A 24149-nucleotide genomic window follows, 5' to 3' on the forward strand; every position below is an offset into this window, starting at 1 on the left:
CCTCCTTCTCCTTACCCCCCCCCCCCTCCCCCCCCCCCCCCCCCCCACCCCCTCCCCCCTCCCCCCCCCCCCCCCCCCCCCCCCCCCCGGCGCCGTCCGATTTCCGGCTTCTCCTACTTGACGGCGGTTTTCCCGATGGTCGGCAGGATGAAGTCCTGAATAAGTCCCTTGGCGTCGCGGACAATCGGCCGGAATACCCGATAACGCGAGAGGTTGATCACCCGGGCCGCCATGGGGGTGGACCGGCGGACGAATTCCCGCGTCCGCTCGGTGTCCTCGGTCCGGTCGAAGACCCAGTAGAGGACCACGACCATGAGGTGCAGCCAGAGCACGTCCGGCAGGAGCTCGACCAGCTCCGCGTCCAGCTTCGGCGCCAGTTCCGAGCCCTGCAGCACGTCGCGGAACAGCTCCACGGCGGTCGCCCGCGCCGGGTGCGACTCGTTGGAGAACGGGCTCAGCGAGCTGGTCGGGTCGGCGGCCGTCCGGAAGAACTGCGCGGCGAACTCGTGGTACGGCGCGGCGGTGTCGAGCCAGGAGGTCAGCGCGATTTCCAGCCGCTCGGCGAAGTCCCGAGTATGGGCCATGCGATTCCTGGCGTCCGCCGCGTGGTCGTACGTCATCCGGTCGTAGAATCCTTGGATCAGGAATTCCTTCGCCGAAAAATAATAGTAAGCATTCCCGACCGAGACGCCCGCCTCGGCGGCAATGGCGCGCATGGTGGTTTTCTCGTAGCCGCGCTCCTGGAACAGCCGCATCGCGGTCTCCAGGATCAGGGCCCGGGTCGCCTCACTCTTGTCCGTCTTCGGCTGGGCTCTTCCGCCGGGAAGCTCCGCCGGAGCGGGGGTACCGGTGGCGAGGCCGTCGCCGGGGCTGTCGGTGCCGGCGGTGCCGCTCGTGCTGTCGGGTCCGTTCGTCGCTGCCAGGTCGTCCACGGCTCCGAGCCTAGGGCCTGCCGTCAAACTCCCGCCTGACTGGCGGTGTCAGGGCAGGCATGACGCGACCGCTCGGCTCCAGCCGGTGTCGGTGCGGACAGCACCGGATGCCCCCTCCGCACCCGGTGCCGCCGCTCCGCCCCCGTCCGGTTCGAACGCGTTCAAAAGCATGGGCATGACTCTAGGGGCTGGAGTTGAACATGCTCAAGCTGGGGCGTGTGGGAAGCTCGTCACATGAACGCCACCATCCGCCGCGGCACCGCGCACGACGCCGAGGCCGTTGCCGGCCTGCACGCCCTCAGCTGGCGCACCGCCTACACCGGCATCGTCCCGGAGCAGGCGCTCGGTGACGGGATGGTGGCCGCGCGGCGCGAGCTCTGGGCGTTGCGGCTGACGGTCGACTACGGCGAACCGGCCAACACCCCCGAGCTGCTGATCGCCGAACAGGCCGGGAGCGTCGTCGGCTTCGTCTACCTGGTGCCGCAGGAGGACGGGCGGGTGCTGCTGGACAACCTGCACGTCCGGCCCGGGCAGACCGGCGGAGGCATCGGCCGTGCGCTGCTCGACGCGGCGCGCGGGCACGTCGCCAGGCAGCACCCCGGCGCCGACCTCTACCTGGAGGTGCTGCGCGACAACGCCCGGGCGGTCGCGTTCTACGAGCGCGAGGGCGGCCACCGGACGGCCGAGCAGGAGGGCGTCTTCCCGGGCGGCTACCTGCTGCCCGAGTACGAGTACACCTGGCCGGCGGCGTCGGTGCGGCCGTCACCGGCATCGGCGGGCCTTCAGCCGACGTCGTAGACCGTCACCGGGACCCCCCGGTTCACCAGGCGGGCCGTCACCAGCGGCTCGACCAACTCCCAGCGCCCGCCCGCCAGTCCGCAGCCGATCCGCGGCATGTGGACGGAGGCGCCGAGCGCGAGCGCCCGCTCGGCCAGCGCCGCCAGCGCGGTGTCGATCGCCTCGTACCGCACCGGTACGCCCGTCGACCGGCCGGTCCGGATGCCGCGCTGCCCGACCAGGTTGGCCACCCAGACGTACGGCTCGACCTGCACCAACTGGGCGGCTCCCAGGCCGAAGTCGTTCTTCGCGCGCTCCCGGTGCCAGCGCCGGAACGCCGCCTCCGGCTCCGGCCAGCGCCGCGACAGGGCCAGCACGAATCCCTTGCCCCACCCGCCGAGGTCGTTGCAGACGTGGGCGATCACCTTCACGCCCTTCGCCTGGGGCGCTGTGGCGTCGCCACGGACGTATCGGATGGTCGCCGTCTCCATGCCCGAACGCTAGCTCGCGGCAGTGACAGCCCGTTCGGAATTCTCGGACGCCGAGGGAGCGCCCGGCGCCGATGAGGTGCCCCGTACCGGGAGGGAGCCCTGCACCGGGAGGGCGTCCGGTACCGCGGAAGAGCCCGGTAGCCGCAGGTGGCGGCGGCCCGCCACGGCGATCAGCAGGGCGAGCGCGGCGGCTCCCGCGGGCAGCCAGTAGCCGGAGCCCGGTGCGGCGTGCTCGGCGACCGCCCCGGCGAGGGCGGCGCCGGCCGAGATGCCGACCACGATGCCGGACACCGCGACCGCCATGCCCTCGTTCAGCTGCCTCTGCGGGAGCAGCTCCTGGACCAGCGTCATACCGGTGACCATGGTCGGTGCGGTGCCCGTCCCGGCCACGAACAGCGTGACGCCGAGCACGGCCGGTCCGGCGCCGCCGACCCCGGCGGCCAGTGGCAGGAGCAGCAGGACGGCCATCGCGGTGACACCGAGCAGGAAACGGACGCCCGCCGCCCGGCGCGGCCGGAGCAGGCCGAAGAGCAGCCCGGCCACGCACGAGCCGGCCGCGACCAGCGCCAGCAGACCGCCCGCCACCGGCTTCTGTCCGAGGGCGTCGGCGTAGGCCACGGTGGTCAGCTCCATCGAGCCGAAGACCACGCCGCTGGCGAGGAAGGTCAGTACCAGCACCCGCAGCCCCGGCACCCGCAGCGGCGAGCCGTGGCCGCTGCCCGACGGGCGCTCCGCGAGCGGGGGTTCGGTGCGTCGCTGGGCGGCGAAGAGCAGGGCGCCGACGGAGCCGAGCACCCCGGCGGTGAGCATGCCGGCCTCCGGTGCGACCGCCGTGCAGAGCAGCATCGCGAGCACCGGCCCGGCCATGAAGCAGAGCTCGTCCAGCGCCTGTTCGAAGGAGTTGGCGAGGTGCCGGGCGGCCGGGTCGGCCCGGTAGAGGTGTGCCCAGCGGGCCCGCGCCATGCCGCCCAGGTTCGGCGCCGCCGCGCCGGCCGCCCAGCAGGCGTACAGCGTCCAGTCGGGCGCGCCGGAGCCGACGCAGACCAGCAGGCCGGCGAACGGGACGGCGTTGTACAGCGTGGCCGGGACGGCGACGCGCGCCTGCCCGTACCGGTCGACCAGACGGCCGAGCAGCGGCATGCCGATCGCCCCGGTGACCAGGCCGGCCGCCGAGACGCTGCCCGCCAGTGCGTACGAGCCGCGCCGTTCGGCGAGCAGCACCACCAGGGAGACGCCCGTCATCGACATCGAGAGCCGGCCGAACAGCCCGGCGAGGGTGAAGGCGGTGGTGCCGGGCAGGGCGAAGAGCCGTCGGTAGGAGGCGAGCACGGTACTCCGAAGCAGAGAGTGGGGGAGGGAGCTCCCAGCCTCACGTCTCGGCCCGGGCACGGTCCAACACCTGTTTCGCCGTACTGACAACATGATGTTGTTAATCTGCCGTCATGCCCTCCGACCTGCACCCCCGCCTGCTCCGCGGTTTCGTCGCGACGGCCGAGACCCTGCACTTCGGCCGGGCCGCCGAACGCCTGCACGTCGCCCAGCAGGCGCTCAGCCGGGACGTCCGCGCGCTGGAGAGGCTGCTCGGCGACGCGCTCTTCACCCGGACCACCCGTAGCGTCGAACTCACCCGGGCGGGGCTGCTGTTGCTGCCGAAGGCGCGCCAGCTCCTCGCCCTGCACGACGAGATCGTGACGGCCGCCGAGCTCCGCCCGTTGCTGCTGGACGTCAACAGCAACGTCAACGGCCCCGACCTGACCTCCGACCGGCTGCTCGAACCGGCCCGCGCCGCCTGGCCGGAGGGCGACATCCTGGCCCGCTTCCTCGGCGGTCTGGCGGCGGCGGCCGAGGAGCTGATCGCCCACCGCCTGGACGCCTCGCTCGGCCGGTTCGCCGGCCTGGACGCCCGAGTGCGGGGCCAACTCGTGCAGACGCCGGTGCGGTTGGAGCGGGTCTCGGTGATGATGGCGGTCGGCCACCCGCTGGCCGGCCGACCGGTGCTGCGCCTGGCGGAGCTGGCCGGCCACCCCGTGGACGTCTGCGCCGGCAACCCGGCCACCACCGAATGGGCCGACTTCGGCACCCGGCTGCTGCGCGAGCACGGGCTGACGGCGGCGGCGCCGTACGTCCCGCCGGTCGGGGTGGACGAGACCGCCCGCTACCTCACCCGGCACGGCGACCCGATGCTGACCACCACCAGCGGGCCGCTGATCCCCGGCGTGGTGAACGTGCCACTCGTCGACCCGGTGCCGCTCAGCCTGGTCAGCCTGGTGCACCGCCCGGGCCTGCGGCACCCGGGGCTGACGGCGCTGCGCGCGGCGGCCGCCGAACTCGGCGCCCGGGAGGGGTGGTTGCGGCGCCCGGCGGGCAGTTGGCTGCCGGCCGCCGACGCGGCGCTGCTGGAGGCGGGGGCGGTACTGCCGGGGGCGTAGTTCGTCCCGGCCGCAGCCGGTTCGTCCCGTCGGATGACGGCGGATCCCGCAGGACCGGAATTCGGCGGCCGACGGGCGTTGTTGTGCCCGGAGACGTCCCCACCCCTGCCGCTCGGGGGTCGGCAGGGGTGGGCGTGTGCGGGGCGGTCGCTACGGCGACCGCCGGTGCGAAGGCCGGTCCGGCGGCCGTGGTCGGCCGGTTCAGGCCGCCTTGACGGCGGAGATGTCGAAGCTGAGCTTGACCTTCTCGCCGATCAGCACGCCGCCGGTCTCCAGGGCGGCGTTGTAGGTGAGGCCCCAGTCGGTGCGGTCGAGCACGGCCGAGCCCTCGAAGCCGACCCGCTCGGCGCCGTAGGCGTCGGTGGCGCTGCCGGTGTAGTCGAGGTCCAGCACGATCGGGCGGGTGGTGCCCTTGATCGTGAGCTCGCCGTTCATCCGGTACGAGTCGTCGCGCAGACGCTCGGCGGAGGTGCTGCGGAAGCGGATCTCCGGGTGGGCGTCGGCGGCGAAGAAGTCGCCGGTGCGCAGGTGCTCGTCGCGCTGCGCCTGGTTGGTGTCGATGCTCGCGACCTTGATCACCAGCTCGGCGCTGGAGTTGCCCGGGGTGGTGCCGTCCAGGTGCAGCTTGCCGTCGTAGTCGGTGAAGCGGCCCTTGACGTTGGTCACCATGGCGTGGCGCACCGAGAAGCCGACCTCGCTGTGGGTGGTGTCGATGGCCCAGTCGCCGGTGAGGTGGCCCAGGTCCGGGCCGGCGGGGGTGTCGATGACGGTGGTGGCGACGGCGTTCTTGGTGCGGTTGAAAAGGCCCATGGCTCCTCCTCGGGTTCGAAGCCACTTGTTTAGGCTTCAACTTGTTGCCTCTACTGTAGGACGGTTTCGTTCAAAGTTCAACCACGTGGTGGTGGCGGTCGCGACGCCCGGTACCGTCGACGCCGGTCCGGCCGTGCGGCTTGACCCTCGACCCGGTCGAGGCCCCAGAGTCCCAGGCATGGAGAGCGACCTGCGCAGCATCGGTGAACTGGCCCGCGACAGCGGCCTCGGCGTCAGTGCGCTGCGCTTCTACGACGGCGCCGACGTCCTCGCCCCCGCCTGGGTCGACCCGCAGACCGGCTACCGCTGGTACGCGCCGGACCAGCTCGCCGACGCCCGGCTGCTCTGCCGGCTGCGGCGGGTGGGCCTGCCCCTCGCCGGCATCCGGGCCGTGCTCGCCGCGGCCCCTGGCGACGGCACGGCCCACCGGGTGCTCGACGCGCATCTGCGGCGGCTGGAGGACGGCCTCGCCGACGCGCGCCGGGAGCTCTCCCTGATCCGCACGCTGATCGACCAGAGGGAGAATCCCATGACCACCGCCCCCGCCGCGCACGGCTTCACCGTCTCCGCCCGCGAGCTGGCCGCCGCCCTGGACGCGGTCCGCTTCGCGGTCGGCAGTGACCCCGAAGTACCCATGCTGTCGGGCGTGTTGTTCGACCTGGACGGGGGGCTGCTGCGGCTGGTCGCCACCGACCGGTACCGGATGGCGCTGGCCGAAGTGCCCGCGCCGTCGGCGTCCTCGACGGGCGTGATCGTCCCGACCGCGTTGGCCGACGCCGTCCGCGTGCTGCTCGGCTCCGGCGCGGAGGAGGCGGAACTGGCCATCGGTGCCGGGCAGTTCCGGGTCACGACCGGTGGTCACCGGATCGAGGGCGCCACCCTCGACCACGACTACCCCGACTACCGCTCGCTGGTCCGGCTCGACCCGGGCCACCGGGTCGGCCTGCCCGCCGCCGAGCTGCTCGGCGCGGTCGAGTCCGGCGCCACCCGTAGCCTGCCCTCCGGCCCGCACGGCTCCGCCTGCGAGGTCACCGTGCTCACCCTCGACCGGGACGGGCGGCTCACCATCGCCTCCGACGGCGCCGAGCCCGCCCCCGGTGACGTCCGGGTGGCGGTCAACCGCGACTTCCTCCTGGACGCCCTCCGGGCCGGCGGCCCCGAGCAGCTCGTCCTCGAAATCGGCGGCCCGATCGCCCCGTTGGCCATCCGGACGGCCGGGCGGGACGGCACCTTCTCCCTCCTCATGCCGATCCGGGTCCCCGAGCTCGCCTGAGCGCCTGCGCCCGATCGCCCTCGTGCGGCCGTTCTCGTCCGGCCCGTCCGGCCCGGGCCGGGCGGGCGTGGTCGCCAACCTGCTCTTCCTCGCCGACGCGGTCCGTGTCGGCGTCCCCGGCCGGCGCACCGTCCGCACAGCCCTGGTCGCGGACCCGCTCACCACCCGACCGGCCCTCGACCCCGCCGCCGACCGGTCGGCCCCCACGGGCGACCTCCCCGCCCCGTGGTCGGCGCGCGCCGCCGCGTTTGCTGCTGTTAGCACCGTGCTTGCATTTGCAAGCGCGGTGGTGCAGCCTGGTCGCATGGCCTCACTGAATGTCGGTTCGCTGGGCGAGTACATCCGCGAGCAACGGCGGAACGCGCAGTACTCGTTGCGGCAGCTGGCCGAGGCCGCCGGCGTGTCCAACCCCTACCTCAGCCAGATCGAGCGAGGGTTGCGCAAGCCGAGCGCGGAGATCCTCCAGCAGATCGCCAAGGCGCTGCGGATCTCGGCCGAGACGCTGTACGTCCAGGCCGGGATCCTGGAGGAACGGCGGGGCGAGGGCCTGGAGCTGCGGGCCTCGATCCTGGCCGATCCGCTGATCAACGAGCAGCAGAAGCAGGCGCTGCTCGCGGTCTACGACGCCTTCCTCAAGGAGAACGCCGCGCGCAAGGACACTGACGCGGTGCCCGAAGACCCCGAAGCCGACCGGCCGAAGACCGCCGGCCCGGCAACCTAGACCACGGGAGGACCGGCCATGCCGATCACGGACGAGATCAAGAAGACCCTGAGCGACCCGACCCCGCTCTACGCCCTCGCCGGCGCGGGCGACCTCGCCTACGAGAAGCTGCGCGAGGTGCCCGGCAAGGTCGAGGCGCTGGCCGCGGACCGCAAGGGCGCGCAGGAGAAGGCCACCTCCAGGCTCCAGGAGGCGCAGAGCCGGCTGGTGGAGGCGCAGACGAAGGTCGCGGACTCGGTGACCACGCTGCCCACCGACCTCAAGATCCTCCAGGAGAAGGCGCAGAGCTTCGCGCTCCAGCAGGTCGGCCGCGCGGTCGAGCTGGCGGTGAAGGCCAAGGAGGCCTACGACGAGCTGGCTGAGCGCGGCAAGGGCGTCGTCGACCGGGGCCGTCCCGCCGAGTCCACGCCGGTGGCGGCCGAACCCGCCTCCGCGAAGCCGGTGGAGGCCGAGCCCGAGGCGGTCGACGCTGAGCTGGTCGAGGAGGACGAGCCCGGGGCGGAGGCCGCCACGGAGCCCGCCGCCGAGCGCGCCGTCAAGAAGTCCCCCCGGGCCCGCAAGAGCACCGAGTAGTCCGCCGGCCGGCCGGCGGAACGCCGGGAGCCACCACGGCCCGGTTGAGTCCGGGCCGGCCCGGGGCACATCTGGTGACCTCGGGACGTTGACACCGTGGCGGGCGGATCGCCGTGCCAGGATGGGCGGCGGCCGGGACGCCGGAGCCGAGACGCAGAGGAGACCGCGATGGGCGGAGTGGCTCAGATCCTGGGCTTGGACTACCTGAACCCGTTCTGGTGGCTGGCCGTCGCCATCCTGGGTTTCAAGCTGTTCGCCCTGGTCGACGCGGCCACCCGACCGGAGGACGCGTACCGTGCGGCGGACAAGAAGACCAAGGGGTTCTGGCTGGCGGTCCTGGGGATCGCCTTCGGGCTGGACCTGCTGTTCGGGGCGAACTTCATGACCAGCTTCCTGACCCTGGCGGGCCTGGTCGCGGCGATCGTCTACATGGTCGACGTGCGCCCGGCGATCCGGGAGCTGACCGGCCGGGGCGGCGGCCGGGGCGACCGGCGCAACATGGGCCCCTACGGCCCCTGGTAGCCGCCGGGCGGTGCACGCCCGGACACCCCCTGATACGGCCGGACTCGGGCGGGACAGGCACCTCGGGCGGGACAGGCACGGACCCGGGCGGGCCGAGGCAGCACAAGGCACGGGCGGGACAAGGCAGGACGAGCGTAGAGCCCCGGCGCGCGGAACCATCCGCGCGCCGGGGCTCTCCGTATGTGCCCCCGCCCCGGTCAGCCCAGGATCAGCTGCACCGGGTTGCGCTCCAGCAGCAGCACGGCGACGTCGTCCGTCAGCGCGCCGCCGTTCAGCTCCTCGACCTCGGCGATCGCGCTGTCCACCAGGCGGCCCCTGGTCAGCCCGGCGGACTGGTGGTCGCCGATGAGGTCCGCCAGGCCGTCCTGGCCGAGGCGGCGCGAGCCGGCCCCGACCCGACCCTCGATCAGGCCGTCGGTGTAGAGCAGCAGCCGCCAGCCGTCGGGCAGTCCGACCCGGTGCGCGGGCCAGACGGCCTGGCCGTCGTCGCAGGGGAGCAGGCCGAGTGCGGGGCCGGCGAGGTCGGCCGGCAGCATCGCCGGCTTCTGGCCGGCGCTGAGCAGCAGGGGCGCGGGGTGGCCGGCGAGGTAGAGCCGGGCGTGTTCGACGGTGCCGGGCGAGTCGAGTTCGCCGGCGGCGTCACCGGGCTCGATGACCAGCATGCAGAGCGTCGCGAAGATCTCGTCGCTGCGCCGCTCGTGCTCCAGGACGTGCTGAAGGGTGGTCAGCAGGGCCTCGCCGGTGAGGCCGGCGAAGACCAGGGTGCGCCACGCTATCCGGAGCGCCACGCCGAGCGCGGCCTCGTCCGGGCCGTGGCCGCAGACGTCGCCGATCACGACGTGGACGGTGCCGTCGTCGGTGCGCACGGCGTCGTAGAAGTCACCGCCGAGCAGCGCGCGGCGGCGGCCCGGGCGGTAGCGCCTGGTGAAGGAGAGCCCGGCGCCGTCCAGCAGCGGGGTGGGCAGCAGGTGGCGCTGGAGCCGGGCGTTCTCCTGACCGCGCAGCTCGGCCTCGACCAGCCGGCGCTGGGACTCGTCGGCACGCTTGCGCTCGACGGCGTACCGCAGGGCGCGGGCGAGCAGCGGGCCGTCCGTCTCGTGCTTGATCAGGAAGTCCTGCGCACCGGCGGCCACCGCGGCGGCGCCCAGCTCGGCGCCGGCGGCGTCGGTCAGCACCACGACGGCGGTGTGCGGGGCCCGGCGGAGCAACTCGTGCAGGCCCTCCAGGCCGTCCGAGGCGTCCGAGGGGTGGGGCAGGTCGGCGGGGGCGTCGAGGTCGAGGAGGACGCAGCTGAAGTCGGTGCCGCGGGCCCGGCCGCGCCGGGACGAGGCGGGGGCCAGCAGCTCGGAGGCCTGCTCCAGCCCGCGGGCCCAGTGGATCTCGATCGGGGCGCCGCTGTCGGCCACCGCGGCCTTGAGCAGCTGGGCGTCGGAGGCGTCGTCCTCGATCACCAGCAGCCGGAGCGGGGCCGCCTGGGGTGCGGCGGGCGACGGCGCGGGGGCGGCGTTCGACCGGGGGTGGGGTATCGGGGGAGGCGCCGTGGCCGGGCCGGCCGGTTTGTGGGCGGCGGACCGGTTGTGGGCACGGCCGGAGCGGGCACCGTCGAGGGTGCCCGGCGGGTCGGCGGCACCAGGTGCCCGCCCGTCTCCCGTTGCGGGCATCGGTTGATCCTCCCTTTCCCCGAGTGCGTAACGGTCGGCGTCCGTCCGCAGTGCCCGCGTGGCACCCTGCGTCGGGGAACTTCTCGCGACCATAACGTGATCTCCGGGGAACTCTCTGGCCGACCGGCACGCTTGTGTGGGTGCCACGCCGGTGGTGGTGTGGTGAACAGGACATGGCGACGACCGGGGCCCTGCCGACAGGCGCCGGGACGGGCCCGGAAGGGCGGACACGGTGGTGACACGGATCACCCTGGTCGAGGGTGACATCACGGAACAGCAGGTGGACGCGGTCGTGAACGCCGCCAACTCCTCTCTGCTCGGTGGCGGCGGTGTGGACGGTGCGATCCACCGCAAGGGCGGGCCGCAGATTCTGGAGGAGTGCCGCAGGCTCAGGGCCTCGCACTGGGGCCGGGGCCTGCCCACCGGGCAGGCGGTGGCGACCACGGCGGGGCGGCTGCCGGCCCGCTGGGTGGTGCACACGGTGGGGCCGGTCTACCGGGAGGAGGAGTACGACGTGCGGGCGGAGCAGTTGGCCTCCTGCTATCGCGAGTCGCTCCGGGTGGCGGCGGAGCTGGGCGCGCGGACGGTGGCCTTCCCGGCGGTGTCGGCCGGGGTGTACGGGTGGCCGCTGGAGGACGCGGCCCGGATCGCGCTCGGCACCGTCGTGGCGGAGGTGCCGGGGGCGGTGGGTGAGCCGGCGGAGGTGCGGTTCGTGCTGTTCGGCCCCGAGGCGTACGGGGCGTTCGAACGGGTCTGGCGGGCGATGGAGTCGGAGGGGCGGAAGAAGGAGGAGGGACAGGGGCCGGAGGGGCAGGACTGAGGCGCCGATCGGATGCCCCCATGGTGGCGTGACCAGGCGTCAACACGCCAGAGATATTCGATAACTCGTTCGAGTGAATCCCCGGGCTCGCTCAGTAGCGCGGCAGCGCGGCGCCGGCCGGGCGCCTACGGGGCGAGCGCCGTCCACGGAAGGGTGACCTCGCCCTGGCGCCACCGCCCGCGCGCGTCCACCAGCGGCCAGCTGCCGGCGAGCGCCGTGCAGGCGGCCACCCAGCGCTGCCGGGCCCCGAACGCCCCGTAGGGCGCGGCCGCCGCCCAGGCCCGGTCGAAGTCGGTGAGGAAGGCGTGCACCGGCCGGCCCGGCACGTTGTGGTGGATCAGCGCCTTGGGCAGCCGCTCCGCCAGGTCGGACGGCTGCCCGAGCCCGCCGAGCCGGGCCGCGAAGGTCACCGTCCGCGGGCCCTGCGGCCCGAGCGCGACCCAGACGTGCCGGCGTCCGATCTCGTCACAGGTCCCCTCGACCAGCAGCCCGTCCGGAGCCAGCCGGGCGCAGAGCCGTTCCCAGACCCCGGCCACCGCCGACTCCTCGTACTGCCGCAGCACGTTGGCGGCCCGGATCAGCTGGGCGGGCGCGCCGCCGTCCAGCGGCACCTCGAAGCCGCCGCGCCGGAAGGTGAGCAGCGGCGGCTCCGCGTACGGCAGCGCGGCCGCGACCCGCTCCGGCTCGATCTCGATCCCCACCACCCGGACGTCCGGCCGCACCGCCCGCAGTCGCCCGGACAGCTCGACCGCCGTCCACGGCGCGGCGCCGTACCCGAGGTCGACGGCGACCGGCGGGCGGTCGGCGGAGCGCAGCGCGGGGCCCAGCGTGCGGGCGATCCAGCGGTCCATCCGCCGGAGGCGGTTGGTGTTGGTGGTCCCGCGCGTGACGGTCCCCACCGGCCGCCCCGCCCGCCCGCGGGCAGGCGCGGTCACGGAGTCGAAGGAGGCGGCCATGCCGAAAAGCGTACGCGGCCGCCCCCGGGCGCCCTGCCGTCCGGCCCCGCCCCGGCCCGTCCGTTCCGACATCCCGCGCGCCCAGGGCCCGTCGTACCGCGCTCCGCAGTACCTCGCCCGCTGCGCCCCGCCCCACCGCGCCCCGCGCCGGCGAGCCCGCGTCCGGCGTACCGCCGGCCGCCCGCCGCCGAGGGCCATCTCATGTGCCGATGCGGGAATGCCGGTCGGTCACCCGGTGGTTGGCACACTGGTGGTGATGCGTGCCCGGACGGGGCAGCTCACCGCCGCGCCGCGACCGCGACGCGGTGGTGCGGTGTGGGCGGTGGCGCACACACCGCACGGCAGGCGGCGCACGGCAGGCAGGCAGGCTGCGGAGCGCCGCGGAGACAGAGCAGGGCTGCAGAGGCGGGCAGCACAGAGGAGGCTTCAGCCAGGTGATCCAGCACCCCGTCCGTTCGGTACGCCGTGCCCAGCCGACCCCGCCCGCGCGGGGCCGGCTCCAGTCGCTGGTCACGGGCGGCCGGCGCCGCCCGCGCCGGATAGCCATGCTCTCCGTCCACACGTCCCCGCTGCACCAGCCCGGCACCGGCGACGCCGGCGGCATGAACGTCTACATCGTGGAGCTGGCCAAGCGGCTCGCCGCGCTGGACATCGAGGTCGAGGTCTTCACCCGGGCGATCTGCTCGGACGACGAGCCCACCGTCGAGCTGGCCCCGGGCGTCCTGGTCCGGCACGTCACCGCCGGCCCGTTCGAGGGGCTGGTCAAGGAGGACCTGCCGGCCCAGCTCTGTGCCTTCACCCACGGTGTGCTCCGGACGGAGGCCGGCCACCGCCCCGGCCACTACGACCTGGTCCACTCGCACTACTGGCTCTCCGGCCAGGTCGGCTGGCTGGCCGCCCAGCGCTGGGGCGTGCCGCTGGTGCACACCATGCACACCATGGCGAAGGTCAAGAACGCCGCGCTGGCCGAGGGGGACACCCCCGAGCCGGCCGCCCGGGTGATCGGCGAGACGCAGGTGGTCGAGGCCGCCGACCGGCTGATCGCCAACACCACCGAGGAGGCCGCCGAGCTGGCCCTGCACTACGCGGCCCGCCCGGATCAGCTGGCCGTCGTCCACCCGGGCGTCAACCTGGACGTCTTCCGCCCGGGCGGCCCGGAGGCGCGCGCCTCCGCGCGGGCCCGGCTCGGCCTGCCGCAGGACGCCGCGGTGCTGCTCTTCGCCGGCCGGATCCAGCCGCTGAAGGCGCCGGACGTGCTGCTCCGTGCGGTCGCCGCGCTGCTGGAGCGGCAGCCGGAGCTGCGCGAGCGGCTGGTGGTGCCCGTGGTCGGCGGTCCGTCCGGCACCGGGCTGGCCAAGCCGGAGAGCCTGCACAAGCTCGCCGCCCAGCTGGGCATCTGCGACGTGGTCCGGTTCCACCCGCCGGTCGGGCAGGCCCAGCTCGCCGAGTGGTACCGCGCGGCGACGGCGCTGGTGATGCCCTCGTACAGCGAGTCCTTCGGGCTGGTCGCGCTGGAGGCGCAGGCCTGCGGGACGCCGGTGGTGGCGGCCGCGGTCGGCGGCCTGCCGGTCGCGGTCCGGGACGGCGTGACCGGCACCCTGGTCCGCGGCCACGACCCGCAGGCCTGGGCACAGGCGCTGAAGCCGTACGTCACCGAGCCGGGCCTGCTCGCCCGGCAGGGGGCGGCGGCGGCCCGGCACGCCGCCGGGTTCGGCTGGGACACCGCGGCGGCGACCACCGCCGAGGTGTACGCAGGCAGCCTGGCCCGCCCGGCCGGCCGTCTCGGCGGCTCCCGCCGCCGTCTGGCCTGATCCCGCCCCGCTTTCGGGTGCCGGTACCGCCGAGTAACGTCACCCCCATGGCAATCCGCACCAAGGACGAGGCCCTGACCCTCCTGCGTACAGCGCTGGACGACGCCGGGGTGGCCTGGGAGCCGGCCACCACCGACCCGTACACGCTGGTGGCGACCCTCCCGGGCACCCGCAAGCTGAGCACCACCTGTGCGCTCCGGGCCGGCGACCACACCCTCTCGGTGAACGCCTTCGTGATCCGCCGCCCGGACGAGAACCACGAGGCCGTCTACCGGTGGCTGCTGGAGCGCAACACCCGGCTGTACGGCGTCGCCTACGCGATCGACGCGCTCGGCGACGTCTACCTGGCGGGCCGGCTGCCGCTGGAGGCGCTCACCCCGGACGCGGTGGACCGGCTGCTCGGGACGGTGCTGGACAACGCCGACGAGCCGTTCAACACCCTGCTGGAGCTGGGCTTCGCCTCCGCCATCCGGCGCGAGTGGGAGTGGCGGACCAAGCGCGGGGAGTCCACCCGCAACCTGGCCGCCTTCGCCCACCTCGCCGGACCGGCCGCCGGGGCCGCGCCCGAGACCGAGGCTGCACCCGCGTCCGAGGCCGTCGCCGAGTAGCCCCGCCGTCGAGGGGCCCCGCCGTCGAACCGCCCGCGTCGGGTTGTACCGCCGTCGGGCAGCCCGGCCGCCCGACGGCCCCCCGCCGAGCAGCCCCGGGTTCAGCAAGCAGCCGGGGCCGGCTCGGCCTCGGTGTCCGTCTTCCCGGGCGCCACCGAGGTGCTCGCGCCCCCGGCCACCCCCGCCGTCGCCGCGCCCGGCCGCCGCCCGAGCACCACGTACCCGGCCGCCGCGATCGTGCCGCAGACCGCGCAGGCGCCCCACATGGCGCCACCGCCGGCCCGCTCCAGCAGCACCCCGCCGGCCGCCGGCCCGAGGAACGAGGCGAGCGACCAGGAGAGCGAGTACACGCCCTGGTAGCGGCCACGGGCGTGGGTCGGCGACAGCTCGGCGACCAGGCCCATCATGGTCGGCGCGTTCAGGATCTCGCCGATCGTCCAGACCGCGACGGTGAAGGCGTAGAACCAGGCGGACGACCCGGCGAGCGCGGTCAGCCCGAAGCCCCAGCCGATGAACAGCGCGCTGGCGACCAGCAGCGCGGTCCGGTTGCGGTTCTCCATCCACCGCGTGAGCGGGATCTGCAGCAGCACGATGAGCAGCCCGTTGAGGCCGATCACCAGCCCGTACTGGGTGGAGGTGATGCCGGCCCGGCCCATGTCCACGGCGAGTGTGGTGCTGCCCTGCTGGGCGACGAGGGCGAGCAGCAGGTTGAGCGCCACCACCGCCATGAAGCGGGCGTCCCGGAACACCGTGCCGAGCCCGATCGCGGGCTCGCCCGCCTGCGCGGCCGGAGCGTCCGGCTTGGTCTCGGGGATCCGGACGAAGATGACCACCGCGCAGACCAGGGTGGAGAGCGCGTCCAGCAGGAAGAGCGTCAGGTAGCCATGGGTGGCGATCAGGCCGGCGGCCGCCGCGGAGAGGCCGAAGCCGATGTTGATAGCCCAGTAGTTCAGCGAGTAGGCGCGGACGCGGTCCTCGGCGGGCACGATGTCCGCGATGATCGCCGAGGTGGCCGGCCGCGTCGCGTTGTTGCAGAGGCCGACCAGGAAGGCGACCGCGGCGATCGCCACCTGCCCGTCCGTGAAGCCGAGCACCGTCGTGAACAGCGCGGTGCCGAGCTGCGCGGCGACCAGCGTCGGCCGCCGTCCGATCCGGTCGGTCAGCACCCCGGCGCCGACTGCCGCGATCGCCGAACCGAGGCCGAACAGCGAGGCGACCAGACCCGCGTACGATGCCGAGTAGCCCCGGTCCGCGGTCAGGTAGAGCGCCAGGAACGTGACGACGAACCCGCCGAGCCGGTTGATCAGGGTGCCTGTCCAGAGCCACCAGAACTGCCGGGGCATCCCGCCCATCGTCTCGCTCGCGGCTCTCCGGATTCGGGCGGAGACGGGCAGATCGGGCATGTGGGGGCTCCCGGGCGGCAGGTGTGCCGCTGAGCGGTACCGGCAGGTCCGAGCAGCGGCCAGGTAAGTGGCGCAGATGCAGTGCGCACATTACACGCGGGGGGAGGTCCGAACCAGGGGGTTTTTGGGCCTCCACTAAGCTGGGGGCCATGGCTGACACGACGTACCGACTCATCCTCCTCCGCCACGGCGAGAGCCAGTGGAACCAGAAGAACCTGTTCACCGGTTGGGTCGACGTCGACCTCAACGAGAAGGGCGAGAAGGAGGCCGCACGTGGTGGCGAGCTCCTCGCCGCCGAGGGATTCTTCCCCGACGTGGTGCACACCTCGCTGCTGCGCCGTGCGATCCGTACCTCGCAGATCGCCCTGGACAAGGCCGACCGCCACTGGATCCCGGTCAGCCGCAGCTGGCGCCTGAACGAGCGCCACTACGGCGCCCTCCAGGGCAAGGACAAGGCCCAGACGCTGGCCGAGTTCGGCGAGGAGCAGTTCCAGCTCTGGCGCCGCTCGTACGACACCCCGCCGCCGGTGCTGGCCGACGACGCCGAGTACTCGCAGGCCGGTGACGCCCGCTACGCGGACATCCCGAGCGAGCTGCGTCCGCGCACCGAGTGCCTCAAGGACGTCGTCGACCGGATGCTCCCGTACTGGTACGACGCCATCGTCCCGGACCTCGCCGCCGGCAGGACCGTCCTGGTCACCGCCCACGGCAACAGCCTGCGCGCGCTGGTCAAGCACCTCGACGGCATCTCCGACGAGGACATCGCCGGCCTCAACATCCCGACCGGCATCCCCCTGGTCTACGAGCTGGACGCCGACTTCAAGCCGGTCGCCAAGGGCGGCCGCTACCTCGACGCGGACGCCGCCGCCGCCGCCATCGAGGCGGTCAGGAACCAGGGCAAGAAGTAGGCCCGAAGACAGAACGGCCCCACTCCCCGCGTGTGCGGGAGTGGGGCCGTTGCCGTTGCGTCGTCCGACGTGCGCGACCGTCTCCCACGGCGGCCGCGCACCCCGGAACTCCGCCGGGTGCCGGGCTCAGTGCCCGCAGCAGCCTCCGCTGACGCCGCCGCACTGGCAGGGGGCGCCGGACTGGCAGCCGCAGCCGCAGCCCGGACCACAGCCGCAGCCGGCCGCAAGGACGGGCAGCAGCTTCGGGGCGGGCGGCTCGACGGTGTCGTGTGCCGGGGTCGGTCGAGTCGGGTTTGCCTTCATCGCGCTGGACCCTCCTTGTGAGAGGCACACTTCGGTGCCTACGGCATCGAGTGAAACCGCCGATCGGAGGGAGCGTCAACGGGCGCGCAGTGGTGGGGCGCCCGAAAGGCCGTGCGCCCTCACCACCCCTGCCCGAGGTTTACTCACCCCGCAGGGTGAGCGCCCCACCCGCCGGGTCACTTCCCGGCGGCCTCCGCGGCCTCCGTGGCGGCGACGAACTCGTCCACGTGCTCGCCGGTCACCAGGTACACCACGCGCTTGGCCACCGAGACCGCGTGGTCGGCGAAGCGCTCGTAGTAGCGGCCGACCAGGGTGACGTCGACGGCCGTCTCGATGCCGTGGTGCCAGCGGTCGTCGATCAGGTGCGCGAACAGCTCGCGGTGCAGCGCGTCGATCGCGTCGTCGTCCTGCTCCAGCTCCAGCGCCTTCTCGACGTCCTTGGTGGCGATCACCAGGCCCGCCTTGGCCACCAGCCGCTGGGCGAGCTGGCCCATCTCCAGGACGGTCGCGTGCAGGTCGCGCGGGACGGCCGAGTCGGGGTAGCGCAGCCGCGCGACCTTGGCCACGTGCCGGGCGAGGTCGCCGCAGCGCTCCAGGTCGGCGCTCATCCGCAGCGACGTGACGACGATGCGCAGGTCGGTGGCGACCGGCTGCTGGCGGGCGAGCAGGTCGATCGCCCGGTTCTCCAGCTCGTGGTGCAGGTCGTTGATCTTCCCGTCGGCGGCGATCACGCTCTCCGCCAGCGCCAGGTCCGCGTCGAGGAGTGCGGTGGTGGCCCGGCCCAGCGCCGAACCGGCCAGCCGGGCCATCTCGACCAGGCTGTCGCCGATCGAGTCGAGTTCCTCGTGGTACGCGTCGCGCATGCTCTCTCCTCAGTAGCTGTGTCGGTGGCGGTGCCGACCGGTCGTCCCGTACGACCGTGGGTACGGCGTTCGGGTGACCGCTGCTGGTGGCGCGAATGGTACGCGCGCACCGGGGCCGGCGGACGGGTGTTCGGTCCGCCACCCCTCCCACACGGGCTGCGTGGCCAACTCTCGGCCGTCCGGGCGACCACGCACGACCCGTGCGGTGAATCGGCCGCTACGTGAAGGTGAATTCTCGGCAACGCGCGGCCGATCCCTTGATCCGACCCTTGGGGAGTGGCCTGGCTGTGCGCTTAGGCTGGCCGCATGGACGTGAACGTGGCCGCCGCCGCTGCCTGCGCCATAGCCGGGCTCGGCGTCGGCCTCACGGCCTCCATCGCCTTCCGTTGGAGCGAGCGCGAACAGGCCAGGAGCAGACACGGCGGAACCAGCGGCAAGAACCGGCAGCAGGCGCTCGGCGCAGGCACCCACGAGCCCCCGCTTCCCCCGGGGGTCGACACCGTACTCTCCGTGCTCCGATCCTGCGCGATCGTGCTCGGCGAGGGCGACGAGGTGGTCAAGGCCAGCTCGGCGGCGTACGCCATGGGCCTGGTGCGCGGCGGCGCGGTCGCCGTCGACCCGATGCTCGCGCTGGCCCGCGCCACCCGCCGGGACGGCGAGATCCGCCAGGTCGAGCTGGAGGTGCCGCGCCCGGGCACGGCTCGCACCGCCGAGCCCCTCGCGGTGTCCGTCCGGGTCGCCCCGCTGGGCTCCCGGCTGGTCCTGGTGCTGGTCGAGGACCAGACCGACCGCCGTCGGGTCGAGGCGGTCCGCCGCGACTTCGTCGCCAACGTCAGCCACGAGCTCAAGACCCCCGTCGGCGCGCTCTCGCTGCTCTCCGAGGCGGTCGCCGACGCGTCCGACGACCCGGAGGCGGTCCAGCGCTTCGCCGGCCGGATGCAGATCGAGGCGACCAGGCTGGCCAGCCTGGTCCAGGAGATCATCGACCTCTCCCGGGTCCAGGACGACCGGCTGATGGTCGACCCGGAGCCGGTCTCGGTGGACGAGCTGATCGCCGAGGCGATCGACCGCTGCCGCCAGCAGGCGGCCGCCAAGCAGATCCTGATCGCGGCCGGCGGCATCGCCGGCCTCTACCTGCACGGCAACCGCGGCCAGCTGGCCGCCGCGCTGGGCAACCTGGTGGAGAACGCGGTCAACTACAGCCCGCCGCGCACCCGCGTGGCGATCGCGACCCGCCGGATCTCCAGCGCCGCCGCCCTCGGCGAGGCCGACGGCGAGCTGATCGAGATCTCGGTCACCGACCAGGGCATCGGCATCTCCGAGAAGGACCGCGAGCGGGTCTTCGAGCGCTTCTACCGCGTCGACCCGGCCCGCTCCCGCCAGACCGGCGGCACCGGCCTCGGCCTCTCCATCGTCAAGCACGTGGCCGCCTCGCACGGCGGCACCGTCTCGGTGTGGAGCGTCGAGGGCCAGGGCTCCACCTTCACCTTGCGCCTGCCTGCCGGGCAGGCGCCCGCGGACCACACGCTCCCCGCCGGGGAGTCCGCGCAACTCCTGTCAGAAACAACCCCCCAGCTTGCCCCGGAGGCCTGATCGTGACCCGAGTACTGGTGGTCGAGGACGAGGAGTCGTTCAGCGACGCCCTGTCGTACATGCTCCGCAAGGAGGGCTTCGAGGTGGCCATCGCCGCCACCGGCCCCGACGCGCTCGAGCAGTTCGAACGGAACGGTGCCGACCTCGTCCTGCTCGACCTGATGCTGCCGGGCCTGCCCGGCACCGAGGTCTGCCGCCAGCTCCGGGTGCGCTCCAACGTCCCGGTGATCATGGTCACCGCCAAGGACAGCGAGATCGACAAGGTCGTCGGCCTGGAGATAGGTGCGGACGACTACGTCACCAAGCCGTACTCCACCCGCGAGCTGGTCGCCCGGATCCGCGCGGTGCTGCGCCGGCGCGGCGAGACCGAGGGCCCCGGCGAGGGCGGCGGTCCGGGTGCGCTGGAGGCGGGCCCGGTCCGGATGGACGTCGACCGCCACGTGGTGACGGTGGACGGCGCCAAGGTGGACCTGCCGCTCAAGGAGTTCGACCTGCTGGAGATGCTGCTGCGCAACGCGGGCCGGGTGCTCACCCGGATGCAGCTGATCGACCGGGTCTGGGGCGCGGACTACGTCGGCGACACCAAGACGCTGGACGTCCACGTGAAGCGCCTGCGGGCGAAGATCGAGCCGGACCCGGGCGCGCCGCGCTACCTGGTGACGGTCCGCGGCCTCGGCTACAAGTTCGAGCCGTAAACCCGGGCCGCACGCGCGGACACGGGCAGCGGACACGAGCACAGGGGATGCCCCCTCCGGCAGGTGCCGGAGGGGGCATCCCCTGTTGTTCAGCCCTGGACGGCCGCGGGTCAGTGGGTCCCGGCGGTCGGCGTGGCGGTACCGGCCGGAGCGGCGGCGCCGGACGGCGTGGCGCCCGGGGTGGCCGCGCCGGTGGCGGTGGCCGCGCCGGTGGCGGGGACGGTGGCCGCGGCGGGGGCGGACGGCGAGCCCGCGGGCTTGGACGGGGCGGCCGCCGGGCCGGGGCCCCAGCCCTTGTACAGGCCCGCGTTCGGGCTGACGGCGGCCTCGGTCCCGACCTTCTCGCCGCTCTTGAAGGCGAACTCGGTGGGCGCGTAGCCGCCGACGACCACGGTGGCGGCGGGGACCTTGGCGGACGGGTTGCCGTCCCCACCCAGCAGCACCGTGCCGCCGGCCGGGATGACGAGGGAGCCCACCGGGGCGCCCTTCTCGTCCAGCAGGGCGGCGGCGCTGGTGCCGACGGCGACGGACTGCAGCTCGATCGGCGTCTTCCCGGAGTTGCTGATGTTCACCGTCACGTTGACGGGGCCGGTGTACTCACCGGAGGGCTCGTCGCCGGTGACGACGACGATGTTGTTCAGCCGGATGTTGGTGCCCAGCGTCGCCTGGGCGTTGTCGGGCTTGATCTCCAGAGTGTCCGGCGTGTTGCCGGCCGCGCAGGACGACAGCGAGGCGATGGCGAGGGCGGCGATGGCGGCGATGCTGCCGACTCGAAGGCTGCGGCTCACGGCGGCGGCTTCTCCTAGGTCACGTGGCGGGTGGTCGGGTCTCAGATTATCGACCTTGCTTATGCGCTCCTCACGGGGTGGTCCCCGTGTCGCCCGCCGAAGCTGTCCCGGGCGCCCGTACGGCGGCACATCGCCGTGTCCAGGTCAAAATCGACCAAGATCGGATCACGATCGGGAAACGGCCCGATAAACGGTGAAAACTCAAGATCCAATCACGGTTTCGGGAGTGTTGCCGCAGGTTTCGGTGGGTGCCGGAACCGCCTCCGACCTGCGGTAAGCCCCCGTCGAACACCGGTCGCAGCACGTCATGGGGGTCCTTGTCAAGCCCCGAGACCCGCCCTGACCTGCGAAAACGCCCTTCGGGTGCGCCGAAAAGCGTGTTATTCTGGAAAGCCACGGAAGGGGTCCTGTCACATGACGTTCAAGGTTGGCGACACGGTGGTCTACCCCCATCACGGGGCCGCGCTGATCGAGGCCATCGAAATTCGCCAGATCAAAGGTGTGGACAAGACCTACCTGGTGCTCAAGGTGCAGCAGGGAGACCTGACGCTCCGCGTGCCCGCCGAGAACGCGGAGTTCGTCGGCGTGCGCGATGTGGTCGGCCAGGAGGGTCTGGACCGGGTCTTCGAGGTGCTCCGCGCACCGTACACCGAAGAGCCGACCAACTGGTCCCGTCGCTACAAGGCGAACCTGGAGAAGCTCGCCTCGGGTGACGTTATCAAGGTCGCCGAGGTTGTGCGCGATCTCTGGCGTCGCGAGCGCGAGCGCGGTCTGTCGGCCGGCGAGAAGCGCATGCTCGCCAAGGCGCGCCAGATTCTCGTCAGCGAGCTCGCGCTGGCCGAGAACACCAACGAGGACAAGGCGGAGACGCTGCTCGACGAGGTGCTCGCCTCGTAGTGCAGTCGGGCTGCCGCCCACCGCTCACAGCGCCCGATGCCGGCGCGCCGCTCCCCGGACGAACCGTCCTGGAGTGGTGCAGTGGCACTTCGGGCGCTGAGGCGTGTCCGGACGACGCCCCCTCACCCGAGCCGGCCGGTCCCGGGTCTGCATGACCGTTCTGCGCGTACTGCTTCTGCGTGTGCCGCGGTGCGTGTTCGGCGGGCGGGGGGACCATGGTGCTTTCGGAAGGGGTCCGGACGCCCGTCGTGCACGCGGTCGTCGTGCACGCCATGGCCATACCCACTTCGCCGAAGGAGTGAAACCTGAACGCCGCAGCAGCAGTTGCAGCAGCAGTGGTGCCCGCCGCGGGACGCGGTGAGCGGCTGGGGCCCGGAGCCCCCAAGGCCCTGCGGGAACTGGGCGGGGTGCCGCTCCTGGTGCACGCCGTCAGGGCGCTCGCCCGCAGCCGGGCGGTCGGCCTGGTCGTGGTCGCCGCGCCGGCCGACGGGGTCGCCGAGGTGGTCGGCCTGCTCGACAGCCACGGGCTGGACGGCAAGGACGTCCGGGTGGTGGCCGGCGGGGCGACCCGCCAGGAGTCGGTCCGGCTCGGTCTCGCCGCCATCCCGCCCGAGGTGGAGATCGTCCTGGTGCACGACGCGGCCCGGCCGCTCGTCCCGGTCGAGGTGGTGGACGCGGTCGCGGCCGCCGTCCGGTCCGGGGCCGAGGCCGTGGTGCCCGCCGTCCCGCTGGCCGACACCGTCAAGCGGGTCGAGCCCAACCCGGGCGGGCCCGAGCCGGTGCTCGACACGCCCGACCGCGCCACCCTGCGGGCGGTCCAGACGCCCCAGGGCTTCCGCCGGGAGACGCTGGCCGGGGTGCACGCCAAGGCGCTGACCGAGGAGGCCGAGGGCGGTCTGCCGCCGGTCACCGACGACGCCGGCCTGGTGGAGCGCTTCGGCGGCCGGGTGGTGGTGGTGCCCGGCCACGAGGAGGCGTTCAAGGTGACCCGTCCGCTGGACCTCGTGCTCGCCGAGGCCGTACTCGCCCGCCGGAGGGCATCCGATGGCTACTGATCCGACGACGGCCGCTGGGCCCTCCGTACCGCTGATCCCCCGGGTGGGCATCGGCACCGACGTGCATGCCTTCGAGGCCGGCCGGCCGCTCTGGGTCGCCGGGCTGGAGTGGCCGGGCGCCGAGTACGGCCTGGCCGGGCACTCGGACGCCGACGTGGCCGCGCACGCCTCCTGCGACGCGCTGTTCTCGGCCGCCGGGATCGGCGACCTCGGCGCGCACTTCGGCACCGACCGGCCGGAGTGGTCGGGCGCCTCCGGCGTCACGCTGCTCAAGGAGGCGGCCCGGCTGGTGCGCGAGGCCGGCTTCGAGATCGGCAACGTCTCCGTCCAGGTGATCGGCGTCCGGCCGAAGATCGGCAAGCGCCGGGACGAGGCCCAGGCCGCGCTCTCGGCGGCGGCCGGCGCGCCCGTCTCGGTCTCGGGCACCACCACCGACGGCCTGGGCCTCACCGGCCGGGCCGAGGGCCTGGCGGCGATCGCCACCGCCCTGGTGTACGAGCGGCGCTGAGGGGCCCGGCGGGTCGGGGGCCCGGCCCGGGCCTCACCGGCCGGGCCCGGGGGCGTCGTCGGCCGGGCGCGGGGTCCGTTCCGGGGGCACCCGGAGATGAGGGGTCCGTTCCGGGGACACCCTGAGGTTGACGGGTGTTCAGGACGCCTTGCCGGGGCGGGAGTCGCTACGGTTCGGTGCGGGCCCCTCGGCAGGGGCCTCCCGTACCCGCTTGACGAGAAGAGGTCCCGATGACCGCGCATCTCTCCGACCGGGCCAAGGCCCTGATCGACGGCAAGAGCTTCGCCGTCGTTTCCACGATCCAGCCCGACGGAAGCCCCCAGTCCTCCGTGGTCTGGGTGAAGCGGGACGGCGACGACGTCCTGTTCTCCACCGTCGAAGGCCGCCGCAAGCACCTCAACCTGCTGAAGGACCCGCGGATCTCCCTGGTGGTCAACCCTCCGGAGAGCCCGTACTCCTACCTGGAGGTGCGCGGCGAGGTCACGCTCACCCGGGAGGGCGGCCGGGAGCTGATCGACGAGCTGGCGCACAAGTACCGCGGTGAGAAGGTCTACCGCTTCGACGGCCCGGACGATGTGCGGGTGGTCGTGCGGATCGCCCCGCGCAAGGTGGTCGGCAACCTCTGAGCGGCCGGTCCGGCGGTCCGGCACGGAGGGGGCGCCTCCACCAAGTCACGGAGAAGAAACGGCGCAGCCGCGGTATTGACATTCGAGAATGTCGCGGGGCACCCCCTGCTGCCCACTACGCTTGAC

At 73.6% G+C, this 24149-nt stretch carries 25 protein-coding genes; 16 read left to right on the plus strand and 9 right to left on the minus strand.

Going from position 1 to position 24149, the window contains the following annotated elements; translation table 11 throughout:
* Positions 1–113: 113 nt before the first annotated feature.
* Positions 114–932, minus strand: a complete 819-nt coding sequence (locus ACZ5WK_RS17915) for a TetR/AcrR family transcriptional regulator (RefSeq protein WP_465548374.1) — start codon at positions 930–932, stop codon at positions 114–116.
* 234 nt (positions 933–1166) lie between these two features.
* Between ACZ5WK_RS17915 and ACZ5WK_RS17920 the strand changes: the two genes are divergently transcribed.
* Positions 1167–1730 carry a GNAT family N-acetyltransferase gene (locus ACZ5WK_RS17920; protein ID WP_465548375.1) on the plus strand — a complete coding sequence of 188 codons (564 nt, stop codon included), beginning with the start codon at positions 1167–1169 and terminating at the stop codon, positions 1728–1730.
* Here the strand turns inward: ACZ5WK_RS17920 and ACZ5WK_RS17925 are convergent.
* Both ACZ5WK_RS17925 and ACZ5WK_RS17930 read right to left on the minus strand, forming a co-directional pair.
* Positions 1715–2200, minus strand: a complete 486-nt coding sequence (locus ACZ5WK_RS17925; RefSeq protein ID WP_465548376.1) for a macro domain-containing protein — start codon at positions 2198–2200, stop codon at positions 1715–1717. The two genes, ACZ5WK_RS17920 and ACZ5WK_RS17925, sit on opposite strands and share 16 nt — an antisense overlap.
* A gap of 9 nt (positions 2201–2209) precedes the next feature.
* Entirely contained in the window at positions 2210–3529 is a 1320-nt protein-coding gene (locus ACZ5WK_RS17930; protein ID WP_465548377.1) for an MFS transporter, read from the minus strand.
* A 113-nt stretch (positions 3530–3642) separates the two neighbouring features.
* Between ACZ5WK_RS17930 and ACZ5WK_RS17935 the strand changes: the two genes are divergently transcribed.
* Positions 3643–4629: a LysR family transcriptional regulator gene (locus ACZ5WK_RS17935; protein WP_465548378.1), complete on the plus strand. Its 987-nt coding sequence runs from the start codon at positions 3643–3645 to the stop codon at positions 4627–4629.
* A 201-nt stretch (positions 4630–4830) separates the two neighbouring features.
* Here the strand turns inward: ACZ5WK_RS17935 and ACZ5WK_RS17940 are convergent, their stop codons facing one another.
* On the minus strand, positions 4831–5439 hold the full coding sequence (locus ACZ5WK_RS17940; RefSeq protein ID WP_465548379.1) for a YceI family protein: 609 nt from the start codon (positions 5437–5439) through the stop codon (positions 4831–4833).
* 178 nt (positions 5440–5617) lie between these two features.
* On the opposite strand from ACZ5WK_RS17940, the gene ACZ5WK_RS17945 reads away from it, so the two are divergent.
* From ACZ5WK_RS17945 to ACZ5WK_RS17960, 4 genes are all read left to right on the plus strand, one after another.
* Positions 5618–6712, plus strand: coding sequence for a DNA polymerase III subunit beta family protein (locus ACZ5WK_RS17945; protein WP_465548380.1), 1095 nt, complete (start codon positions 5618–5620; stop codon positions 6710–6712).
* Positions 6713–6734: 22 nt separating this feature from the next.
* Positions 6735–7433, plus strand: a complete 699-nt coding sequence (locus ACZ5WK_RS17950; protein WP_465548381.1) for a helix-turn-helix domain-containing protein — start codon at positions 6735–6737, stop codon at positions 7431–7433.
* A gap of 18 nt (positions 7434–7451) precedes the next feature.
* Positions 7452–8006, plus strand: a complete 555-nt coding sequence (locus ACZ5WK_RS17955) for a hypothetical protein (protein WP_465548382.1) — start codon at positions 7452–7454, stop codon at positions 8004–8006.
* Positions 8007–8174: 168 nt separating this feature from the next.
* Positions 8175–8528 carry a DUF2516 family protein gene (locus ACZ5WK_RS17960; RefSeq protein WP_396321954.1) on the plus strand — a complete coding sequence of 118 codons (354 nt, stop codon included), beginning with the start codon at positions 8175–8177 and terminating at the stop codon, positions 8526–8528.
* A 197-nt stretch (positions 8529–8725) separates the two neighbouring features.
* Here ACZ5WK_RS17960 and ACZ5WK_RS17965 read toward each other — a convergent pair whose 3' ends face one another.
* A complete protein-coding gene (locus tag ACZ5WK_RS17965) occupies positions 8726–10189 on the minus strand; it encodes a PP2C family protein-serine/threonine phosphatase (RefSeq protein WP_465548383.1) in 1464 nt (487 codons plus the stop codon).
* A gap of 235 nt (positions 10190–10424) precedes the next feature.
* Here ACZ5WK_RS17965 and ACZ5WK_RS17970 point away from each other — a divergent pair, with 235 nt between their 5' ends.
* Positions 10425–11009, plus strand: coding sequence for an O-acetyl-ADP-ribose deacetylase (locus ACZ5WK_RS17970; RefSeq protein ID WP_465548384.1), 585 nt, complete (start codon positions 10425–10427; stop codon positions 11007–11009).
* A 125-nt stretch (positions 11010–11134) separates the two neighbouring features.
* Here the strand turns inward: ACZ5WK_RS17970 and ACZ5WK_RS17975 are convergent, their stop codons facing one another.
* Positions 11135–11965 (minus strand): methyltransferase domain-containing protein, encoded by an 831-nt coding sequence (locus ACZ5WK_RS17975; RefSeq protein WP_465548385.1) that lies wholly within the window; start codon positions 11963–11965, stop codon positions 11135–11137.
* Positions 11966–12402: 437 nt separating this feature from the next.
* Between ACZ5WK_RS17975 and mshA the strand changes: the two genes are divergently transcribed.
* Positions 12403–13776, plus strand: coding sequence for a D-inositol-3-phosphate glycosyltransferase (gene mshA, locus ACZ5WK_RS17980; protein WP_465548458.1), 1374 nt, complete (start codon positions 12403–12405; stop codon positions 13774–13776).
* A 47-nt stretch (positions 13777–13823) separates the two neighbouring features.
* On the plus strand, positions 13824–14384 hold the full coding sequence (locus tag ACZ5WK_RS17985) for a type III secretion system chaperone family protein (protein WP_465548386.1): 561 nt from the start codon (positions 13824–13826) through the stop codon (positions 14382–14384).
* Between the two features lie 101 nt (positions 14385–14485).
* Here ACZ5WK_RS17985 and ACZ5WK_RS17990 read toward each other — a convergent pair whose 3' ends face one another.
* Entirely contained in the window at positions 14486–15787 is a 1302-nt protein-coding gene (locus ACZ5WK_RS17990) for an MDR family MFS transporter (protein ID WP_465548387.1), read from the minus strand.
* 149 nt (positions 15788–15936) lie between these two features.
* Between ACZ5WK_RS17990 and ACZ5WK_RS17995 the strand changes: the two genes are divergently transcribed.
* A complete protein-coding gene (locus ACZ5WK_RS17995; RefSeq protein ID WP_465548388.1) occupies positions 15937–16695 on the plus strand; it encodes a phosphoglyceromutase in 759 nt (252 codons plus the stop codon).
* A 479-nt stretch (positions 16696–17174) separates the two neighbouring features.
* Here ACZ5WK_RS17995 and phoU read toward each other — a convergent pair whose 3' ends face one another.
* Positions 17175–17861: a phosphate signaling complex protein PhoU gene (phoU, locus tag ACZ5WK_RS18000; RefSeq protein WP_396321947.1), complete on the minus strand. Its 687-nt coding sequence runs from the start codon at positions 17859–17861 to the stop codon at positions 17175–17177.
* A 306-nt stretch (positions 17862–18167) separates the two neighbouring features.
* Between phoU and phoR the strand changes: the two genes are divergently transcribed.
* Both phoR and phoP read left to right on the plus strand, forming a co-directional pair.
* Positions 18168–19454 (plus strand): two-component system sensor histidine kinase PhoR, encoded by a 1287-nt coding sequence (phoR, locus tag ACZ5WK_RS18005; protein ID WP_396321946.1) that lies wholly within the window; start codon positions 18168–18170, stop codon positions 19452–19454.
* A gap of 2 nt (positions 19455–19456) precedes the next feature.
* Positions 19457–20149 carry a two-component system response regulator PhoP gene (gene phoP / locus ACZ5WK_RS18010; protein WP_148644185.1) on the plus strand — a complete coding sequence of 231 codons (693 nt, stop codon included), beginning with the start codon at positions 19457–19459 and terminating at the stop codon, positions 20147–20149.
* 110 nt (positions 20150–20259) lie between these two features.
* Here phoP and ACZ5WK_RS18015 read toward each other — a convergent pair whose 3' ends face one another.
* Positions 20260–20937, minus strand: coding sequence for a DUF461 domain-containing protein (locus ACZ5WK_RS18015; RefSeq protein ID WP_465548389.1), 678 nt, complete (start codon positions 20935–20937; stop codon positions 20260–20262).
* 414 nt (positions 20938–21351) lie between these two features.
* Here ACZ5WK_RS18015 and ACZ5WK_RS18020 point away from each other — a divergent pair, with 414 nt between their 5' ends.
* The 4 genes from ACZ5WK_RS18020 to ACZ5WK_RS18035 all read left to right on the plus strand — a co-directional run bounded on the left by ACZ5WK_RS18020 (position 21352) and on the right by ACZ5WK_RS18035 (position 24023).
* Positions 21352–21834, plus strand: a complete 483-nt coding sequence (locus ACZ5WK_RS18020) for a CarD family transcriptional regulator (RefSeq protein WP_030244332.1) — start codon at positions 21352–21354, stop codon at positions 21832–21834.
* 335 nt (positions 21835–22169) lie between these two features.
* Positions 22170–22889 (plus strand): 2-C-methyl-D-erythritol 4-phosphate cytidylyltransferase, encoded by a 720-nt coding sequence (ispD, locus tag ACZ5WK_RS18025; protein ID WP_396321943.1) that lies wholly within the window; start codon positions 22170–22172, stop codon positions 22887–22889.
* Positions 22879–23397, plus strand: a complete 519-nt coding sequence (gene ispF / locus ACZ5WK_RS18030) for a 2-C-methyl-D-erythritol 2,4-cyclodiphosphate synthase (RefSeq protein ID WP_465548390.1) — start codon at positions 22879–22881, stop codon at positions 23395–23397. Before ispD ends, ispF begins: the two co-directional genes overlap by 11 nt.
* Before the next feature lie 230 nt (positions 23398–23627).
* On the plus strand, positions 23628–24023 hold the full coding sequence (locus ACZ5WK_RS18035) for a PPOX class F420-dependent oxidoreductase (RefSeq protein WP_396321941.1): 396 nt from the start codon (positions 23628–23630) through the stop codon (positions 24021–24023).
* The last annotated feature ends 126 nt before the right edge of the window (positions 24024–24149 follow it).

Source organism: Kitasatospora sp. NPDC032757 (assembly GCF_055579305.1).

Excerpts from the sequence above, each read along its gene's own strand:
- ACZ5WK_RS17920 (WP_465548375.1), top strand. The coding sequence starts at position 1,167 with ATGAACGCCACCATCCGCCGCGGCACCGCGCACGACGCCGAGGCCGTT.
- ACZ5WK_RS17925 (WP_465548376.1), bottom strand. The coding sequence starts at position 2,200 with ATGGAGACGGCGACCATCCGATACGTCCGTGGCGACGCCACAGCGCCC.
- ACZ5WK_RS17935 (WP_465548378.1), top strand. The coding sequence starts at position 3,643 with ATGCCCTCCGACCTGCACCCCCGCCTGCTCCGCGGTTTCGTCGCGACG.
- ACZ5WK_RS17940 (WP_465548379.1), bottom strand. The coding sequence starts at position 5,439 with ATGGGCCTTTTCAACCGCACCAAGAACGCCGTCGCCACCACCGTCATC.
- ACZ5WK_RS17945 (WP_465548380.1), top strand. The coding sequence starts at position 5,618 with ATGGAGAGCGACCTGCGCAGCATCGGTGAACTGGCCCGCGACAGCGGC.
- ACZ5WK_RS17955 (WP_465548382.1), top strand. The coding sequence starts at position 7,452 with ATGCCGATCACGGACGAGATCAAGAAGACCCTGAGCGACCCGACCCCG.
- ACZ5WK_RS17960 (WP_396321954.1), top strand. The coding sequence starts at position 8,175 with ATGGGCGGAGTGGCTCAGATCCTGGGCTTGGACTACCTGAACCCGTTC.
- ACZ5WK_RS17965 (WP_465548383.1), bottom strand. The coding sequence starts at position 10,189 with ATGCCCGCAACGGGAGACGGGCGGGCACCTGGTGCCGCCGACCCGCCG.
- ACZ5WK_RS17975 (WP_465548385.1), bottom strand. The coding sequence starts at position 11,965 with ATGGCCGCCTCCTTCGACTCCGTGACCGCGCCTGCCCGCGGGCGGGCG.
- ACZ5WK_RS17985 (WP_465548386.1), top strand. The coding sequence starts at position 13,824 with ATGGCAATCCGCACCAAGGACGAGGCCCTGACCCTCCTGCGTACAGCG.
- ACZ5WK_RS17990 (WP_465548387.1), bottom strand. The coding sequence starts at position 15,787 with ATGCCCGATCTGCCCGTCTCCGCCCGAATCCGGAGAGCCGCGAGCGAG.
- ACZ5WK_RS17995 (WP_465548388.1), top strand. The coding sequence starts at position 15,937 with ATGGCTGACACGACGTACCGACTCATCCTCCTCCGCCACGGCGAGAGC.
- phoU (WP_396321947.1), bottom strand. The coding sequence starts at position 17,861 with ATGCGCGACGCGTACCACGAGGAACTCGACTCGATCGGCGACAGCCTG.
- phoR (WP_396321946.1), top strand. The coding sequence starts at position 18,168 with ATGGACGTGAACGTGGCCGCCGCCGCTGCCTGCGCCATAGCCGGGCTC.
- ACZ5WK_RS18020 (WP_030244332.1), top strand. The coding sequence starts at position 21,352 with ATGACGTTCAAGGTTGGCGACACGGTGGTCTACCCCCATCACGGGGCC.
- ispF (WP_465548390.1), top strand. The coding sequence starts at position 22,879 with ATGGCTACTGATCCGACGACGGCCGCTGGGCCCTCCGTACCGCTGATC.
- ACZ5WK_RS18035 (WP_396321941.1), top strand. The coding sequence starts at position 23,628 with ATGACCGCGCATCTCTCCGACCGGGCCAAGGCCCTGATCGACGGCAAG.